15 protein-coding genes and 2 tRNA genes are annotated in these 17327 nt (G+C 66.0%); 12 read left to right on the top strand and 5 right to left on the bottom strand.

Features of this window, described 5'->3' with window-relative positions:
- Window positions 1-12 precede the first annotated feature (12 nt).
- The 3 genes from CR157_RS10945 (at window position 13) to CR157_RS10955 (ending at window position 5356) form a co-directional block, all read left to right on the top strand.
- On the top strand, window positions 13-1287 hold the full coding sequence (locus CR157_RS10945) for an efflux RND transporter periplasmic adaptor subunit (RefSeq protein ID WP_110283579.1): 1275 nt from the start codon (window positions 13-15) through the stop codon (window positions 1285-1287).
- Entirely contained in the window at window positions 1284-4469 is a 3186-nt protein-coding gene (locus tag CR157_RS10950; RefSeq protein WP_110283580.1) for an efflux RND transporter permease subunit, read from the top strand. Before CR157_RS10945 ends, CR157_RS10950 begins: the two co-directional genes overlap by 4 nt.
- A gap of 194 nt (window positions 4470-4663) precedes the next feature.
- Entirely contained in the window at window positions 4664-5356 is a 693-nt protein-coding gene (locus CR157_RS10955; protein ID WP_110283581.1) for a hypothetical protein, read from the top strand.
- Here CR157_RS10955 and CR157_RS10960 read toward each other — a convergent pair.
- A complete protein-coding gene (locus CR157_RS10960) occupies window positions 5348-5971 on the bottom strand; it encodes a TetR family transcriptional regulator (protein ID WP_110283582.1) in 624 nt (207 codons plus the stop codon). The genes CR157_RS10955 and CR157_RS10960 overlap by 9 nt on opposite strands.
- A gap of 161 nt (window positions 5972-6132) precedes the next feature.
- Between CR157_RS10960 and CR157_RS10965 the strand changes: the two genes are divergently transcribed.
- Window positions 6133-7164 carry a succinylglutamate desuccinylase/aspartoacylase family protein gene (locus CR157_RS10965; RefSeq protein WP_110283583.1) on the top strand — a complete coding sequence of 344 codons (1032 nt, stop codon included), beginning with the start codon at window positions 6133-6135 and terminating at the stop codon, window positions 7162-7164.
- A gap of 3 nt (window positions 7165-7167) precedes the next feature.
- On the opposite strand, the gene dusA is transcribed toward CR157_RS10965, so the two are convergent.
- Entirely contained in the window at window positions 7168-8166 is a 999-nt protein-coding gene (gene dusA, locus CR157_RS10970; RefSeq protein WP_110283584.1) for a tRNA dihydrouridine(20/20a) synthase DusA, read from the bottom strand.
- Between the two features lie 369 nt (window positions 8167-8535).
- Here dusA and CR157_RS10975 point away from each other — a divergent pair, with 369 nt between their 5' ends.
- From CR157_RS10975 to CR157_RS10985, 3 genes are all read left to right on the top strand, one after another.
- Window positions 8536-9099, top strand: a complete 564-nt coding sequence (locus CR157_RS10975; RefSeq protein ID WP_110283585.1) for a YqhA family protein — start codon at window positions 8536-8538, stop codon at window positions 9097-9099.
- A 162-nt stretch (window positions 9100-9261) separates the two neighbouring features.
- Window positions 9262-9585 (top strand): TraR/DksA family transcriptional regulator, encoded by a 324-nt coding sequence (locus CR157_RS10980; protein WP_110283586.1) that lies wholly within the window; start codon window positions 9262-9264, stop codon window positions 9583-9585.
- Between the two features lie 173 nt (window positions 9586-9758).
- On the top strand, window positions 9759-10352 hold the full coding sequence (locus CR157_RS10985; protein ID WP_110283587.1) for a hypothetical protein: 594 nt from the start codon (window positions 9759-9761) through the stop codon (window positions 10350-10352).
- A gap of 29 nt (window positions 10353-10381) precedes the next feature.
- Here CR157_RS10985 and CR157_RS10990 read toward each other — a convergent pair whose 3' ends face one another.
- Window positions 10382-10972: a helix-turn-helix domain-containing protein gene (locus tag CR157_RS10990; protein ID WP_181422036.1), complete on the bottom strand. Its 591-nt coding sequence runs from the start codon at window positions 10970-10972 to the stop codon at window positions 10382-10384.
- Between the two features lie 470 nt (window positions 10973-11442).
- Between CR157_RS10990 and gltX the strand changes: the two genes are divergently transcribed.
- The 3 genes from gltX to CR157_RS11005 all read left to right on the top strand — a co-directional run bounded on the left by gltX (window position 11443) and on the right by CR157_RS11005 (window position 13324).
- Window positions 11443-12924 (top strand): glutamate--tRNA ligase, encoded by a 1482-nt coding sequence (gene gltX, locus CR157_RS10995; protein WP_110283589.1) that lies wholly within the window; start codon window positions 11443-11445, stop codon window positions 12922-12924.
- 227 nt (window positions 12925-13151) lie between these two features.
- A tRNA-Ala gene (locus tag CR157_RS11000) sits at window positions 13152-13227 on the top strand.
- Window positions 13228-13248: 21 nt separating this feature from the next.
- A tRNA-Glu gene (locus tag CR157_RS11005) sits at window positions 13249-13324 on the top strand.
- A 563-nt stretch (window positions 13325-13887) separates the two neighbouring features.
- On the opposite strand, the gene CR157_RS11010 is transcribed toward CR157_RS11005, so the two are convergent.
- Window positions 13888-14775: an NAD(P)-dependent oxidoreductase gene (locus CR157_RS11010; protein ID WP_181422037.1), complete on the bottom strand. Its 888-nt coding sequence runs from the start codon at window positions 14773-14775 to the stop codon at window positions 13888-13890.
- A gap of 92 nt (window positions 14776-14867) precedes the next feature.
- The gene (gene gltA / locus CR157_RS11015; RefSeq protein ID WP_110283590.1) at window positions 14868-16169 is read right to left on the bottom strand and encodes a citrate synthase; all 1302 of its coding nucleotides are present in this window, start codon (window positions 16167-16169) and stop codon (window positions 14868-14870) included.
- A gap of 437 nt (window positions 16170-16606) precedes the next feature.
- Between gltA and sdhC the strand changes: the two genes are divergently transcribed.
- Complete coding sequence (gene sdhC / locus CR157_RS11020; RefSeq protein ID WP_219999938.1) at window positions 16607-16984, top strand: succinate dehydrogenase, cytochrome b556 subunit; 378 nt, start codon at window positions 16607-16609, stop codon at window positions 16982-16984.
- Window positions 16978-17325, top strand: coding sequence for a succinate dehydrogenase, hydrophobic membrane anchor protein (gene sdhD, locus CR157_RS11025; RefSeq protein ID WP_110283592.1), 348 nt, complete (start codon window positions 16978-16980; stop codon window positions 17323-17325). Before sdhC ends, sdhD begins: the two co-directional genes overlap by 7 nt.
- Window positions 17326-17327 lie beyond the last annotated feature (2 nt).

Raw genomic sequence — 17327 nt, forward strand, 5'->3', positions numbered from 1 at the left:
TTGAGAGAAGTCATGAGAACGATGATCCGTAGTGGCCGGACCGTCCTGCTGGTGCTGGCCGCGGGCCTGTTGCTGGCGGCTTGTGGTCAGGACGAGGCACCACAGCAGCAGGTGGCCGGCGGCCAGGAGCGGCCTCCGCGGTCAGTGGAGGTAGTGGAGATGGCCCGGCAGGATATCCCGCTGGACAAGTCCTATCCCTCGTTGCTGCGCAGCGATGACGAGGTCACCCTGGTGGCCCGGGTGACCGGCTTCCTCGAGGAGCGGCACTTCGAACCCGGCCAGTTGGTAAACGAGGGGCAGAAGCTCTACACCATCGAGCCGGATTTCTATCAGGCCGTGGTCAATCAGCGCCAGGCCGACCTGCAGAGCGCCCGCGCCGAGCTCGCCCGCGCCCAGCGGGACGCCGAGCGCTTCGAGCGGCTGCTGAACCAGAACTCGGTGAGCCGCCAGCAGGTTGACCAGGCGCGAGCCGATCTGGGTGTCGCCCAGGCCCGTGTCGCCCAGGCGGAAGCCGCCTTGACCAGCGCCAATATCGATCTCGGCTATGCCGAGGTGACGGCTCCGGTCTCCGGCATGATCGGCCTGAGTCGGATCAACGTGGGCAACCTGGTCAACGCCGGTACCGAGCTCGCCACCATCACTCCGCTGGACCCGCTGGAGGTGCGCTTCCAGTTGCCCCAGCGCGATGCGTTCGAGCTGCGTCGCCAGCTCGAGGACCAGTCCCTCACCGATATCGGCGCCAGCCTCGAGGTCCCGGGCCTGGCCGGCAGCGACGCCGGGCAACTGCAAGGCCACCTGGATTTCCTGGGCTCACGGGTCGACGAGGGCACCAGCACCGTGCAGGCTTCCGCCACCTTCGCCAACCCCGGGGCCCGGGTGCTGCCCGGCCAGTTCGCGCGCGTGCGCATCGTGGGGCTGAAGCGCTTCGCTGTGCTGGCGGTGCCCGAGATCGCCGTGACCCAGGGGCTGATGGGCCCACAGGTGTTCGTGCTGGATGACGACGACGTGGCCCGTGCCCGCACCGTGGACTTGGGGGAAGTGGCCGGTCCGTGGCAGATCATTCGCGACGGCCTGGAAACCGGCGAGCGGGTGATAGTCGGCGATCCGTCCGGTATCGAGCCCGGCACACCCATCGAGCCGAAACCGTTCGCGGGGGAGGCCGGTGAGATCGTCGCGGACGTCGAGCAGGCCGAGGCGCAAGAGCAGCAAGAGGAACGCCCGGAAACGGCCGCCGCCAGGGAGGAAGGGGTAGCCCCGGACGCGGATGATGGGGAAGGGGAGTCATGAAGTTTTCCAATTTCTTCATCGCGCGACCGATCTTCGCCACGGTACTGGCGATCATCCTGACGGTCGTCGGCGTGATGAGCATGCGCGTGTTGCCCATCGAGCAATACCCCAGCGTGGTACCGCCAACGGTCTCCGTTCAGGCCAGCTTTCCCGGGGCCGACGCCGAGACGGTGGCCCAGACGGTAGCGGCGCCGCTTGCCGAGGCGATCAATGGCGTCGAGAACATGCTCTACATGACCTCGACGAGCGCCGACAACGGCTCGATGAGTCTCGAGGTGGCGTTCAATATCGGCACCGATGGCGACATCAACACCATCAACGTCAATAACCGGGTGCAGGGGGCGCTCTCCCAGCTGCCCGAGGCGGTGCAGGCCCAGGGCGTTACCGTGGAGCTGCAATCGAGTTCGATCCTGATGCTGGTGGCGCTGATTTCGCCGGAGGGTGACTACAACCGCACCTTCATGCAGAACTACGCGACGCTCAATGTCCTCGACGAGCTGCGCCAGGTGCCTGGCGTCGGCAATGCCGAGGTGCTCGGGGGCGGCGATTTCGCCATGCGCATCTGGATGGACCCGGACAAGCTGGCCCAGTATGACCTGACGCCCACCGAGGTGGCCGCCGCCATTCGCGCCCAGAACACCGAGGTGCCGGCGGGCAGCCTGGCCGCCACGCCCCAGAGCGAGCCGCGGGCCTTCAGCTACACCATCACCGCGGGCGGGCGACTCTCGAATGTCGACGACTTCCGCGACATCTTCCTGCGCACCAACCCGGATGGTTCGTCGCTGCGTCTTGACGACGTGGCGCGCATCGAACTGGGGGCCTCCTTCTACGGGGTGGATGCTCGTCTGAACGGCGCCTCCATGACGCCGATCATCATCAACCAGCAGCCCGGGGCCAACGCCCTGGAGACGGCCGAGGCGGTCAAGGCGACCATGGCCGAGCTGGAGGGGCGTTTCCCCCCGGGGCTCGAGCAGGTAGTGCCCTACGACACCACCCTGTTCATCGATGCGTCCGTCAACACCGTGACCAAGGTGTTCATCGAGGCCTTCCTGATCGTCGGTGTCATCCTGTTCATCTTCCTGCAGAACTGGCGCTTCACGGTGATCGCCATGTCGGTGGTACCGGTTTCCGTGCTGGCCACCTTCGCCGGTTTCTTCGCCTTCGGCTTCTCAATCAACCTGCTGACGCTGTTCGCCCTGGTGCTCTCCATCGGCATCGTGGTGGATGACGCCATCCTGGTGGTGGAGAACGTCGAGCGGGTGCTTAGCGAGGACGAATCGATATCGGTGTGGGATGCCACCATCCGGGCCATGAAGGAGGTGGGCGGCCCGGTCATCGCCACCTCGCTGATCATGGCCGCAGTGTTCGTGCCGGTGGCCTTCCTGGGGGGCTTCACCGGCCAGATCTACCAGCAGTTCGCCCTCACCGTGGCGATCTCGGTGGCCTTCTCGGCGCTGATGGCGCTGACCTTCACCCCGGCGCTGAGTGCCATCTTCATCAAGCACAAGCCGCCGATCGGCGAGTCGAAGCTGAAGCGGGCGATCCATACCCCGCTGCGTCTCTTCGATCGCCTCTTCGCCGCGATCACTGCCGTCTACATGTGGGTGGTCAAGGCGCTGGTGCGCTTCTGGGGCCTGGCGCTGCTGCTCACCGCCCTGGTGATCGGTGGCGCCTGGTGGCTCTACCAGGTTACGCCCTCGACCCTGGTGCCGGAGACCGACCAGGGCATCGTGCTGGCCAGCGTGCAGCTGCCGGACTCGGCCTCCCTGGCGCGCACCCAGGACTACATGGGCGAGCTGAGCTCGCGTATCGAGGAGATCCCGGGGGTCAGCTACGTGGCGGCGGTCGCCGGCTACGATATCCTCTCCAGCGCGGTGAACACCGCGCGGGGCGTGATGTTCATCAACATGGCCCCCTGGGAAGATCGCGACCTGACGGCCGGCGAGCTGGTGGGCAGGATCATGCAGCTGGGCGCCCAGGTTCCCGGCGGCTCGGCCATGGCCTTCAACATGCCGCCGATCATGGGACTCTCCACCACGGGCGGCTTCACCGGCTACCTGCAGTCCTTCGAGGGGGCGAACCCCCAGGAGCTCTTCCAGGCCTCGCTGCAGGTGATGCAGGCGGCGGGCGAGCACCCGGCGCTTCAGCGGGTGTTCACCACCTTCAACGTCAACGTGCCGGGCTACCGGGCCGAGATCGACCAGCAGAAGGCGCTGAGCTATGGCGTGAAGCTCGAGGATCTCAATGCCACTCTGGCGAATACCTTTGGCAACGGCTTCGTCAACTACTTCAGCTACCAGAACCGCAACTTCCAGGTCTACCTGCAGAACGAGGACGAGTTTCGCAAGACGCCCGACGATATCGCCAATGTCTATGTGCGTGGGGGGGACGGCGAGCGGATTCCGCTGACTGAGTTCGTGGCCCTGGAGCGCCAGGCCAAGCCGGCAGTGGTGTCACGCTTCGGCGTCTATCTGGGCGCGCAGTTCCAGGGCGGACCCGCCGAAGGCTACAGTTCTGGCGAGGCCATCGCCGCCATGGAGGGGATCGTCGATGAGACCCTGGGTGGCGGCTGGGGCATGGGGTGGACCGGCACGGCCTATCAGGAGAGCAACATGGGCAGCACCGCGACGCTGGCCATTGTCTTCGGCCTGCTGATGGTGTTCCTGATCCTGGCGGCCCAGTACGAGAGCTGGTCGCTGCCGCTGGCGGTGCTCACGGCGACTCCCTTCGCCTTCCTGGGGGGCATCGGCGGCATCGTCGTGCGCGGCCTGGATACCAGCGTCTATGTGCAGATCGGCATGTTGGTGGTGGTGGGCCTGGCGGCCAAGAACGCCATCCTGATCGTGGAATTCGCCGAGCTCCAGCGCAGGGAGCTCGGCAAGTCGATCCGTGAGGCGGCGGTGACCGCCGCGGAGCTGCGCTTCCGGCCGATCGTCATGACGTCGCTGGCGTTCATCTTCGGTACCCTGCCGCTGGCCCTGGCCACCGGTGCCAGCGACACCAGCAGCCACCATATCGGCACCACGGTGGCGGTGGGCATGGCCTCGGTGGCGATACTGGGCAGCTTCTTCGTGCCGACCTTCTACGCGATGATCGCCCATGTCACCGACTGGCTGAGGCGCAAGCTGGGCAGCCAGGAGGCCTCCGAGCACCCGCCGGCACTGGAGAGCGATCAGCGCTGATCGCGTGTCGCCTCCGGCGATAGGGCACCACTCCTGGCGGGGTGGTGCCCTTTTTTCGGCCTGTCGCCACCAGGACGGTCCCGGCCGATCGGCGCGGTGCCGGGCCGATACCGGCGGGGGGTGGTCTACGCTGAGGGAGACAACCCCTTTGTCGGCCCCGTCCTCCGAGACAGGGGTGGCAGGAGGAGCGCGCCATGGAAGTCGTTCGTCAGATTGCCCTGAGCTTTCCGCTGGTGGTATTCAGCGTTCTGCTGCCCCTGGTGGCCCTCTACTGGTTGCTGGTGGCGATACGCCTGGCACCGGTGGAACTCTTCGAGCACGACAGCCTCAAGGGCGATCACCTGGCCAGCACCCTGGTCACCCTGGGCTTTGCCGGCGTGCCGGCGTCGTTCGCGTTGACGGTGTTGCTGGTGCTGGCGGGTGGCATCACCTTGGCAGTAGAACTCCTCGTGCTGCGCTGGCTGCCGCTGGGGCTGTTCCGGATACCGGTAGGGGCGGTGGTGCTGTGGGGGGCCTTCGCGCTCGCCTCCCCGCTGGCCGCATCGCTCTGCCACGGGCTGCATCGCTGGTTCCATCGCCACTCGCCGCGCCGCTGCCTGCTCGGCGAGACGGTGGTGGTGAAGGAGGCGCCGGGCAGCGACGAGTGCACCACGGCGGGGGTCATCGACGACCCGGCATGCGAGGTCCGCCTCCACGGCAAGCCGGGCGCCCTGCCACGGGCCGGAGAGCGCCGGGTGCTGGTCAAGTACCTGCCGGGAGAAGGGGCCTACCGCAGCGTGGCCGAACGCGAGTACCTGGATGCCCGTACCCGGCTCAGCCGGCTGCGCCTGCAACAGAAACGCAAGAAGGGTGGGGCGCGCAACGGAGGGCCGGCGGCCTCACCCTGAGGGCGAGGCGCGCATCAGGTCCAGCTGGGTGTCCAGCAGCACCGTGCCGCGCTCCCGCAGGGAGTAGCTCTCGTGGTTGCGAAGCCAGTCGTGGAAGAGGCCGCCGAGCATGGCCTGCAGCAGTTCGGCGGCCACCTCGGGGCTCAGGTCCGGACGCAGGTGGCCCAGGCGGGCCGCACAGCCGAAATAGTCGATCAGTGCCCCGCACGCCTCCTCGGCCATCTCGGTCTGCATGGCCAGCGGGTCGATATCGCCGAAGACCTCGCAGTGATGGATGAGAATGGCATGCACGCGCCGGTAGCGGGGCTGTTCGAGGCGTTCGAAACCCTTCAGGCAGGCCAGGCGGATCGCCTCGAGGGGGCGCTCGACGAGGCTCGGGTCGCCGATCTCCTCGACCAGTTCCTGGAAGGGCATGCGCACGCGCTGCAGCATGGCCTGGAAGAGGTCGGCCTTGTTGCGGAAGTGCCAGTAGATGGCACCCCGGGTCATGTCGGCATGACGGGCGATCTGTTCCAGGGAAGTGCGGGCCACGCCCTTCTCCAGGAAGACTTCCTCGGCGGCGTCGAGCAGGGCTTCCCGGGTGGCAGCGGCCTCGGCCTTGGTGCGTCTGGCCATGGGGGGAGGGATCTCCGAAGATGACGGGATAGCCGTATTCTACCCGAGTCGGCGGGGTTTTACATTCATGAATGTATGGATTGAGGGGCTCGTCTTGCGGTGACCGTGAGCGTATAAGGAAAGTACGAAGAACAGCGTTGTTGTCACGCAAGGATGGTTCCATGGCTCGTGCTCCCTTCGAACTCGCTGGCGTCCGGGTGGCGGCGGGCTCGCGTACCCAGATCGACGTGCCCGTCGCCCGGCTCTACACCCATGCGCCGCTGCACATCCCGGTGGAAGTGGTGCATGGCCGACAGCACGGCCCGGTGCTGCTGGTCTGCGGCGGCATCCACGGCGACGAGATCAACAGCGTCGAGATCGTGCGGCGGCTGCTGCGCTCGCGGCAGTTGCAGAGCGTGCGCGGGACCCTGATCGCCGCCCCCATCGTCAACGTCTTCGGCTTCGTGCAGCACAGCCGCTACCTGCCCGACCGGCGCGACCTCAACCGCTGTTTCCCCGGCAGCGAGTCGGGCTCGCTGGGCGGGCGGGTGGCGGCGCTGTTCCGCGAGCAGATCGTCGATCACGCCACCCATATCATCGACCTGCACACCGGGGCCATTCACCGCACCAACCTGCCGCAGATCCGCGCCCAACTGAGCCCGGGCAGCGAGACGGAGCGCATGGCCAGCGCCTTCGGCGCGCCGGTGATCCTCAATGCCGAGCTGCGCGAGGGCAGCCTGCGCCACTATGCCCAGAATCGCGGCATTCCGGTGCTCACCTATGAGGCCGGCGAGGCGCTGCGCTTCGACGAGTGGGCGATCGCCCCGGGGGTGCGTGGCGTGCTGCGGGTGATGCGGCGGATCGGCATGCTGACCGGTGAACATCGCCGTCGCCCGCCGCCGGCGGCGGAGCTGGCCAACGGCTCCAGCTGGGCGCGGGCACCCATCGACGGCATCCTGCGGCCCCAGGTACGCCTGGGGGCACGGGTGGCCAGGGGCGAGGTGCTGGGCAAGGTGGCCGATCCCTTCGGCAACGCCGAGGGTGAGGTGAAGTCGATGGCCGACGGCATCGTCATCGGCATGAGCCGGCTGCCGCTGGCCAACGAGGGCGAGGCGCTGTTCCATGTGGCCCGCTTCGATGCCATCGAGGAGGCGGAGAGTGCCGTGGAGAGCTTCCAGTCGAGCCTGGAACCGCCGCCCGATTCGCTCTACTGAGCCTCAGGCGGTCTCGGGGGCCGATTCACGCTCGGGCACCAGGCCGAGGGCGTCGTCGAAGACCCGCAGGCAGGCGCCGTCCAGGTGGCCGTTCTCGGAGAGGTGGCGGCGGAAACGCCTGCCCCCCGGCTGACCCTGGAACAGGCCGAGCAGGTGGCGGGTGATGTGGTTGAGCTTGGCGCCTTCCTCGAGCCGCCGGGCGATATAGGGGCGCAGGGCGCGCGCCGCGTCATGGCGGCTGGCCGCCGGGCCCGGCTCGCCGTAGAGCGCCTGGTCGATGCCGGCCAGCAGCCAGGGGTTCTGGTAGGCCTCGCGACCGACCATCACGCTGTCGACATGCTCGAGCTGCCCGTGGCACTCGTCCAGCGTCCTGATTCCGCCGTTGATGCCGATATGCAGCTCCGGCCGGCCCTGCTTCAGGCGATGCACGCGCGGATAGTTGAGCGGCGGGATATCGCGGTTCTCCTTGGGCGAGAGCCCCTGCAGCCAGGCCTTGCGGGCGTGGACGATGAATACCTCGCAGCCGGCATCTGCCACCTGGGAAATGAAGCGCTCGAGGTCGGCGTCCTCGTCCTGGTCGTCGATGCCGATGCGGCACTTCACCGTCACCGGAATCGACACCGCCTCGCGCATGGCGCGCACCGCCGCCGCGACCTTCCCCGGGTGGCCCATCAGGCAAGCCCCGATCAGGTTATTCTGCACCCGGTCGCTGGGGCAGCCGACGTTGAGGTTCACCTCGTCGTAGCCCCACTCCTCGGCGATGGCCGCACACTCGGCGAGCTCGCCGGCATCGCTGCCGCCCAGCTGCAGTGCCAGGGGATGCTCTACCTCGTCATGGCCGAGGAATCGGCTGCGCGGGCTGCCGTGCAGGATGGCGCCGGTGGTCACCATCTCGGTATAGAGCAGCGCACGCCGGGTCAGGGTCCTGGCGAAGACTCTGTAGTCTCTCGTGGTCCAGTCCATCATGGGCGCGATGGAGAAAGTGCGATCGAGCTGAGGCATCGGCATCACAAGGGGTAGGGCAGGCAAGCGCATATTCTACCAGCCTCCGGGGGCCTTGTGATGCCCTTGACCGCTGCATATGGAGTTCACAGGAGCCCAGCTCTGCTGAGCGATTGGCGCCGACAGGCGCCTGGTTCCCTGCATCGGCGGACGGGAGCCTGCGGCCTCCCTGCGATGAAGCTGTTTTCGGATGGCGAGGCTGCCCCTCCAGCGTCCTCGACCCGAAGCTGGCTCTCTGCTTGTTTTCCTTGCTCCCCGTCTTCCCGAGCTCGTCGCTGCCGTTAGGGGGGCGCGTGACTTTTTGGCAGTATGGAGAGGTGGAGATCAGGGAACTGCCCTGCCATCGATCACGGCCATCGGGGGAATGCCATGCCAGTCGAACCGCAGCACCAGGATGAGCCGCCTCGCGGGGGGCGGCAAGGGAGAGGGGAAAGGGCGTTCGAGCGGTTCCTGTGGAACTCACGGTTCCTGGTCATGCTGGCGGTCCTGCCCAGCCTGATCGGGGCGCTGGTGCTGTTCATCATCGGCACCATCGACATCTTCAAGATCCTGCTGGGGGCCACCGCCTACTATCTACTGGGCGTCGGAGTGGACATCCACGACACGGTGGTGCCGAACATCATCATGGCGATCGACATCTACCTGATCGCCATCGTGCTGCTGATCTTTGGCCTGGGTGTCTATCGGCTGTTCGTGTCGCCGATCGAGCAGGCCGAGGAGCATGCGCCCAAGCACCCGTTCAATGTGCAGTCCTTCGATCAGTTGAAGGACAAGATTGCGCGGGTGGTGATCCTGGCCGTGATCATCGAGTTCTTCCGGGCGGTGGTCGATATTCGCTTCCAGACGCCACTGGATGCGATCTACCTGGCGCTCTCGGTGTTGGCCCTGGCGGCCGCCCTTTACCTGATGAGCCTGGCGCACAGGGACGACTGAATCGGTGGCGGGTCAGGCTCTCGGCCAGCCCGGCCCGGCTGCTCTTGCCTTGCGGCCCCCGGGAGGGATCCATGATGGCATCGCCATCGGTTGGCGTATGCTATGAAATAGGGGAGGGCGGTGACACCGCCCGTGATTCCGCGACCTGCACGAGGTGTTCTCATGGCGGATCGGAAGGTGGAACTGGAGGCACTGCGCGATGAGCTGATCGACCGGCTGGAACGCTACCGGGGGCACAAGGAGCATCGGGAGGGCCCGCTGGACAAGGACATGGAGGAGCAGGCCGTCGAGGTGCAGAACGACGACGTGATCGATTCCCTGGAGAACGAGGCCGAGGCGGAGCTGCGCCAGGTGATGCATGCTCTGGCGCGGATCGAGGCGGGGGAGGGGGATGTCTGTGAGGTGTGCGAGGAGCCGATCACGCCGGCGCGGCTCGAGGCGCTGCCCTTCACCACGCTGTGCCGGGCCTGTGCCGAGTCCCGCTGAGCCGCCACGCAAGTCTCACCGAGTGGCCCGTGCATCGCGCGACCGGTGTCCCGTCGATGGTCGGCTTCTCGTCGCTGGCCACGTGATGCCGGGTGCCATCGCCGACCCGGACGGGACGGGGGCGGAGGCGCGGTGGTAGGCTGAGGGTCCATCAACAGGGCTGGAGGGCGTGCATGAAGGCGTGGTGTCGACTGTCCAGCATGGGGCTGGTGGCCCTGCTGCTGCTTGCGGGTTGTGGGGGGAACGAGAACGGAACGGAAAACCCCGAGTCGACCGAGGAGGCGAGCGAAGAGATGGCCATGGAGGAGCCGGCGCCCGAGCCCGAGCCGCGGGTGGAGCCCTTCAGTGAACCGGTGGAGATCGACTTCGTGGCCACGCTGCGCAGCGATCGACGGTTGATGGTCGAGGGCGAGAGCAACCTGCCCGATTCGGCCCGCCTGCTGATCGTGGTGGAGCGCGAGGCCAGTGGCGTGCGCTGGCAGTCGCGTACCAGCCTGGAGGAGGGGCACTTCGCCGCGGGTCCCTTCGGTCCCGGCAGCGGGTTACCGGATGGCGGCTATCGCATCACTGTGAACCTGCCCGTAGCCAATGTGCAGCCCCTGGCGGTGAGGCAACGCATCGGCGAGCAGGGCGAGCACCTGAGCGGGCCGCTAGTCAGCACGTCGCGGCACGGGCTGGGCCAGGTGGCGAGCAGTTCGCGCCGCTTCCTGGTCGGCAGCGAGCCGCGCCGTACCACCGACCAGGTCGAGGTGCTGGGTATCGAGTAAGTCCCATCTAGGGGGCTTGGCCGGGGGCGTCAGAGCGGGCTGGCCTGCCAGCGGGCTACCAGCTTGCCGAGCAGTCGGCAATCGGGGGTGTAGGGCGTGATCTCGTCGCTGGCCTGGCGCTCGAACTGCAGCTCGCCGGTGGGGCCCTGGCTGACGCGGCGCACACTCTGGGCACCGGCCAGTTCGACCAGGTAGAGCCCGGGTTGGCGGAACACCTCGGTGGGCGCGATGGCCACCAGGTCGCCCTGGGCGAGGAAGTCGAACGGCTCGCCGGGGGCCGGGGTCACCAGGTAGCACTCCCCCTCCCAGCGTTGCGCCGGCACCAGCTCGAAGGGCAGCTCGATGGCGCGTGCGCCGGGATCCTGCCAAGGGGCCGGTGGCAGGCGACGTAGATAGAGGGGCGCGGCGCGGCCCCGCTCGTCACTCTCGATCAACCGCGACAGGGGGCAGCCGAGCGCCTGGGCCAGGGCGACCAGCCGTTCGTGGCCGATCTGCTTGATGGCGCCGGATTCCCAGTAGGAAATCGTGACGTCGGATACACCGACCCTGCGGGCAAGAGCTGCCTTGTTGAGGTTGGCCTCCAGCCGAAGTTCCTTGATACGAGGGCCTAGTGAATCCATTTCTCCATCCTGTCGATGATTAATGGGATCAGCGATCATCAGCGATCACTCACGGCTGTGCAATACCGCGCATCAACGCTATTCGGCATCCCGGTGCCGCCGATGCGCTGCAGCAGCCCGGGGCATGCTCGCGTCTTCCTCGGCATGGCCGTGGCCACCGCGCTGGCACGCCGGAGTGGCTGGCCAGCCGGAATGATGGTCACCGTTGGCGCCGATGCGAGCCGAGAGCCGACGAAGGGCGCTGGATAGCGCCCCGTCAGACTGCCTTTCAGGGTCTTGAGTCGCAAGGCGGGGAGGTACTCCTTGTGTGCCGGACGGTGATGCCGCGGTTGACGGGAGACTCAGGCATGGACCACGCCGGGGAAGAATGATTCCCGCGACACACGGCTGCCGGGCACGGACCAGGTGCGTATAATGCGGCCATTGCCCTGTCCGCAGGGGTCATTTCCATTGCCAGGACCAAGGACGACATGACCATACGCACCCGTATCGCGCCGTCACCCACCGGCGATCCCCACGTGGGCACCGCCTATATCGCCCTGTTCAATCTCTGCTTCGCGCGCCAGCATGGCGGCCAGTTCATCCTGCGCATCGAGGATACCGACCGCGTGCGCTCCACCGCCGAATCCGAGCAGATGATCCTCGATTCGCTGCGCTGGCTGGGGCTGGAGTGGGACGAGGGTCCCGACGTCGGCGGCCCCCACGGACCCTACCGCCAGAGCGAACGCGCTGACATCTACGGCGAGTATGCCCGTCAGTTGATCGAATCGGGCCATGCCTTCAAGTGCTACCGCACCGCGGAAGAGCTCGACGAGCTGCGCGAGGTGCGCAAGGCCGCCGGCATGCAGCTGGCGCTCAAGCCCGCCGACCTGGCGCTGCCCGCCGAGGAGGTGGCCCGCCGCGAGAAGGAGGGGTGGCCCCACGTGGTGCGGATGAAGGTGCCCAGCGACGGCACCTGCGTGATCCGGGATATGCTGCGCGGCTCCATCGAGGTGGACTGGGCCCAGGTCGACGCCCAGGTACTGCTCAAGTCCGACGGCATGCCGACCTATCACCTGGCCAACGTGGTCGACGACCACCTGATGGGCATCACCCACGTGCTGCGCGGCGAGGAGTGGATCAACTCGGCACCCAAGCACCAGCTGCTCTACGAGTACTTCGGCTGGGAGATGCCGGAGCTCTGCCATATGCCGCTGCTGCGCAACCCCGACAAGTCGAAGCTCTCCAAGCGCAAGAACCCGACCTCCATCAATTACTACCGGCGCATGGGCTTCCTGCCCCAGGCGGTGATCAACTACCTGGGCCGCATGGGCTGGTCGATGCCCGACGAGCGCGAGAAGTTCAGCCTCGACGAGATGATGGCGCACTTCGACATCCAGCGAGTGTCGCTGGGCGGGCCGGTGTTCGACCTGGAGAAGCTGACCTGGCTCAACGGCGTCTATATCCGCGAGGAGCTCGACGACGACGCCTTCCTCGAGGCGCTGATGAAGTGGGCCTTCAACGAGGAGTACGTGCGCGAGATCCTGCCCCAGGTGCGCCCGCGGGTGGAGACCCTCTCCCAGGTGGTGCCCCTGGCCGGCCACTTCTTTTCCGGCCTGCCGGCGATCGAGGAGGAGAGCTTCGACGACGTCAAGCTCGGCCGCGAGGAGCTGCTGAAGCTGTTGCAGTTCCTGGTGTGGCGCTTCGAGGTCGTGCCGGCCTGGCACAAGGAGGCGCTGCTCGCCGAGGTCAAGGCACTCGCCGAGCACTTCGAGTTGAAGATGAAGGCCTTCCTGGCGCCGGTGTTCATCGCCATCACCGGCTCGTCGTCGAGTACCTCGGTGATGGACGCCATGGCGATCCTCGGCTCCGACATGACCCGGGCGCGCCTGCGCCACGCCATCGAGGTGCTGGGCGGGGTCTCCAAGAAGCAGGCCAAACGCTTCGAGAAGGAGTACCGCGAGCTTTCCTGAGTTGCTGGAATCGGCGCTGTGGGAGCTACGCTCTGCGGAGCGATTCGCCGCGAAGCGGCGCTGGGCGGTCATCGGCCAGGTTGGCGGCCACCGCCAAGGCGCCTGGCGGCGCCAATCGCTCGGCGGAGCCAAGCCACAGGGGACGATAAATCGGTGCTTTTCCTGTTGACGAAGGTGAGGCGAATCAGTACTATACGCTCCGTCTTCACGAGACACCGAGAAGCACTGGGGCCTTAGCTCAGCTGGGAGAGCGCAACACTGGCAGTGTTGAGGTCAGCGGTTCGATCCCGCTAGGCTCCACCACATCTCGATCGGAAGCACTGCGTCCCATTCGTCTAGTGGTCCAGGACACCGCCCTTTCACGGCGGGAACAGGGGTTCGAACCCCCTATGGGACGCCACTTCGCTTTCCCTTCCGTCGCCCTCCCGTGGCGACAAGCGCGGACGCCTCGAGGCGTCTTTTTTGTCTTTGCCCGTCGACGGAGTCGACCCGGCAGCGGCAGGCGCTGGCCGTCCGTCTAATACTGACATCCCGTTACAAGCTGGCTTCAGGCGCCTGACGTCTCGTTACATAGCGACCTTGGGGGGCTTGACATCAGTCTCGACTTGTCCACTTGGCCGGCTCCCGGCGGATCGTCTGTGCACAGCTTCGGCGCCAACCCGCATGGTTGCGGGGATCTTCTTTATTTCCTTTAAAATCAACCTATTAGAAAAGATCAAAAATTGATCAATCTAAGGCGGTTCCCCATTTCATGGCGATTCGAAGGCCTTTTCGAGTGGTTGTGAACAGGTTTATCCACAGAATGTGTGGAAAACACTGCGCCGGGTTCGTGGAGAGGGCTCATCCCTTGGGGATGAGGATTGTAATGCCTTGGTGTGAGGGGCTGGAGGCCCGCATGAGGTGGGGGGAGCCAGGGGGGAATGCCCGGCGGACGTGGATGGGCCGCGACCGCCGGGGAGGGCGTCAGTCGTGTCCCAGGGCGCGCAGGCGGCGCAGCAGCGAGGAGGTATCCCAGCGGCCGCCCCCCATGGCCTGGACGTCGCCATAGAACTGGTCGACCAGGGCCGTCACCGGTAGGCGGGCCTGGAGGCGCCGGGCCTGCTCGAGACAGATGCCCAGATCCTTGCGCATCCAGTTCACCGCGAAGCCGTGCTCGTACTCGTCGCTGATCATGGTCTTGTGGCGATTCTCCATCTGCCAGGAGCCGGCGGCCCCCTGGGAAATGACGTCGACGACACGCTGCTGGTCGAGACCGGCCTGCTCGGCGAAGTGCAGCCCCTCGGCCAGGCCCTGAACCAGGCCGGCGATGCAGATCTGGTTGACCATCTTGGTCAGCTGTCCACTGCCGGCGGTACCCATCAGGGTCACCGCACGGCCGTAGTGGGCGAGGGCGGGGCGGGCACGCTCGAAGTCGTCCTCGGCGCCGCCGCACATGATGGTCAGGGCGCCGTTCTCGGCGCCCTGCTGGCCACCGGAGACGGGGGCGTCGACGAAGCCGATGTCCCGCTCGCGACAGGCGGCGTCCAGCTCGCAGGCCAGGTCCGCCGAGGCGGTGGTGTGGTCTACCAGCAGGCTGCCCGGGGCCATGCCGAGCAGCGTGCCGTCCTCGCCGATGGTGACATGACGCACGTCATCGTCGTTGCCCACACAGACCAGCACCAGGTCGGCGCCCTCGGCGGCGACCCGTGGGCTGGGGTGGTGGCTGCCGCCGTGCTCGGCGACCCAGGCCTCGGCCCTGGCGGCGGTGCGATTATAGACGCGCACGGTCAGCCCCTGGCGGGCAAGGTGGCCGGCCATGGGATACCCCATCACGCCCAGGCCGATAAAGGCCACCGTCGAGATGCTGCTCATCCTGATGCTCCTTCTTTAGGTGTTGCATGACGCAGAAAGCCGCCCGAAGGCGGCTTTCCGTTGCGAGGCGGTCTGGGCCGCTGCCTGCCGACTTACTTGGCAGGATAGTCCTTGGCAGGATAGTCGCGCGGGGTATGGCCGGTGTAGAGCTGGCGCGGGCGACCGATCTTGTAGCTGTCGCTGAGCATCTCGTGCCAGTGGGAGATCCAGCCGATGGTGCGCGATACGGCGAAGATCACCGTGAACATGTTGGTCGGGATGCCCATGGCCTTGAGGATGATGCCGGAGTAGAAGTCGACATTCGGGTAGAGCTTGCGCTCGATGAAGTACTCGTCCTCGAGGGCGATCTGCTCCAGGCGCTTGGCGATCTTCAACTGCGGGTCGTCGGCCATGCCCAGCTCGGCCAGCACCTCGTCGCAGGTCTCCTTCATCACCTTGGCGCGCGGGTCGAAGTTGCGGTAGACACGGTGACCGAAGCCCATCAGCTTGAAGGGGTCGTCCTTGTCCTTGGCGCGATCGACGAAGCGCTGGATGTTCTCCTCGGAGTCGTCGCCAATCTCGTCGAGCATCTTCAGCACCGCCTCGTTGGCGCCGCCGTGGGCCGGGCCCCACAGCGCGGCGATGCCAGCGCTGATGCAGGCGAAGGGGTTGGCGCCGGTGGAGCCGGCCAGGCGCACCGTGGAGGTGGAGGCGTTCTGCTCGTGGTCGGCGTGGAGCATGAAGATGCGGTCCATGGCCTTGGCATAGACCGGGTTGATCCGGTACTCCTCGCAGGGGTTGCTGAACATCATGTAGAGGAAGTTCTCTGCATAGCTCAGCTCGTTGCGCGGATAGTTGAACGGCTGCCCGACATTGTACTTGTGGGACATCGCCGCGAGGGTCGGCATCTTGGCGATCAGGCGGATCGCGCTGATCTGGCGATCCTCTTCCTGGGTGATGTCCATGTGGTCGTGATAGAAGGCCGCCAGGCCGCCGACCACGCCGCACAGGATCGACATCGGATGGGCGTCGCGACGGAAGCCCTTGAAGAAGTTGTTGATTTGGTCGTGGACCATGGTGTGGTTGCGGACCCGCGACTCGAAGTCGGCATACTGCTCGTCGCTGGGCAGCTCGCCGAACAGCAGCAGGTAGCACAGCTCGACGAAGGTGGACTCCTTGGCCAGCTGGTCGATCGGATAGCCGCGGTGCAGCAGCACCCCCTTGCCGCCATCGATGTAGGTGATGGCGGACTGGCAGGAGGAGGTGGCCATGAAGCCGGGGTCGTACGTGAAGAGGCCTTCCGCGCCCAGGCCGCGGACATCGATCACGTCAGGCCCCAGGGTACCTGAGTAGATCGGTAGCTCGATCGTCTTCTCCAGACCGTCTACCGTCAGGGTCGCTTTCCTGTCAGCCATATCTGGCCTCCTCTCGAGTACTTGGTGGAACGAAATGTCGTGAATTCGCTGAAGTTGCCGGCGAAAAGGTTCGCCCACTATAGAAGCGTCTCAGCGATTGTCAATTAGCCCATCGCGAGGCTTTACTTGTACGTGTACATTTCAGGTTATAACTATTGTGGAGAAAATGGTGCTATGCACCATTCCGGGGCGAGCGGCACGCACGGGGCATGCAAGGCGGCTCGTGACAACCCTGCGGCAGGCTAGCACCATGGTCGAGTCGGGCCGGTGTCCATTTGTCATGGGACAGCCATGTCCCTATAATCCACCCCGCGCGACTGGCAGGAAAAGGTGGCCTTGCCACACTTGGCAACGGCCGAGTCCCTTCCCGAAACCACCGCCCGCTCGGGCCGCCATGCCCAGAGCACAGAGCGGGCCAAGAGAGTGTGTATAGAGCCGTGAATAGCAAACGACCCGTAAACCTGGATCTCTCCACGATACAGTTTCCCCTCCCCGCCCTGACGTCGATCGCCCACCGCATCACCGGCGTCATCCTCTTCATCGGCCTGATCTTCGCCTTCTGGGCGCTCGACAAGTCCCTGTCGTCCCCGGCGGGATTCGAGGCGGTGCGTGACGCCCTGGCCAGCAACTTCCTGGTCAAGCTGATTGCCTGGGGTCTGCTGTCGGCCCTGGCCTTCCACTTCGTGGCCGGCATCAAGCACCTGCTGATGGACATCGACATCGGCGTGACCCTCGAGGGCGGCATCAAGAAGGCGCAGATCACCGTGGTAGTGAGCGCCGTTCTGATCATTCTGGCTGGAGTCTGGGTATGGTAACCAACATCACGAATTTCGGACGCAGCGGCCTGTCCGACTGGCTGGTCCAGCGCGTCTCGGCGATCATCCTCGCGCTCTACACACTCTTCATCGTCGCCTACCTGCTGCTGAATCCGGGCCTCGACTACGCTACCTGGAGCGGCCTGTTCGCCCAGACCTGGATGCGCATCTTCTCGCTGCTCGCCTTCGTTTCCATTGCCGCGCACGCCTGGATCGGGCTGTGGACCGTGACCACCGATTACCTAAAGCCGACCGGCCTGCGTGTTGGCATCCAGACCTTCATCATCCTGGCCATCTTCGTGTTCCTGGTCTGGGGCATTCAGATTCTGTGGGGAGCCTGATC

It is taken from the genome of Halomonas sp. LBP4 (assembly GCF_003202205.1).
Lineage (GTDB): Bacteria > Pseudomonadota > Gammaproteobacteria > Pseudomonadales > Halomonadaceae > Halomonas > Halomonas flagellata.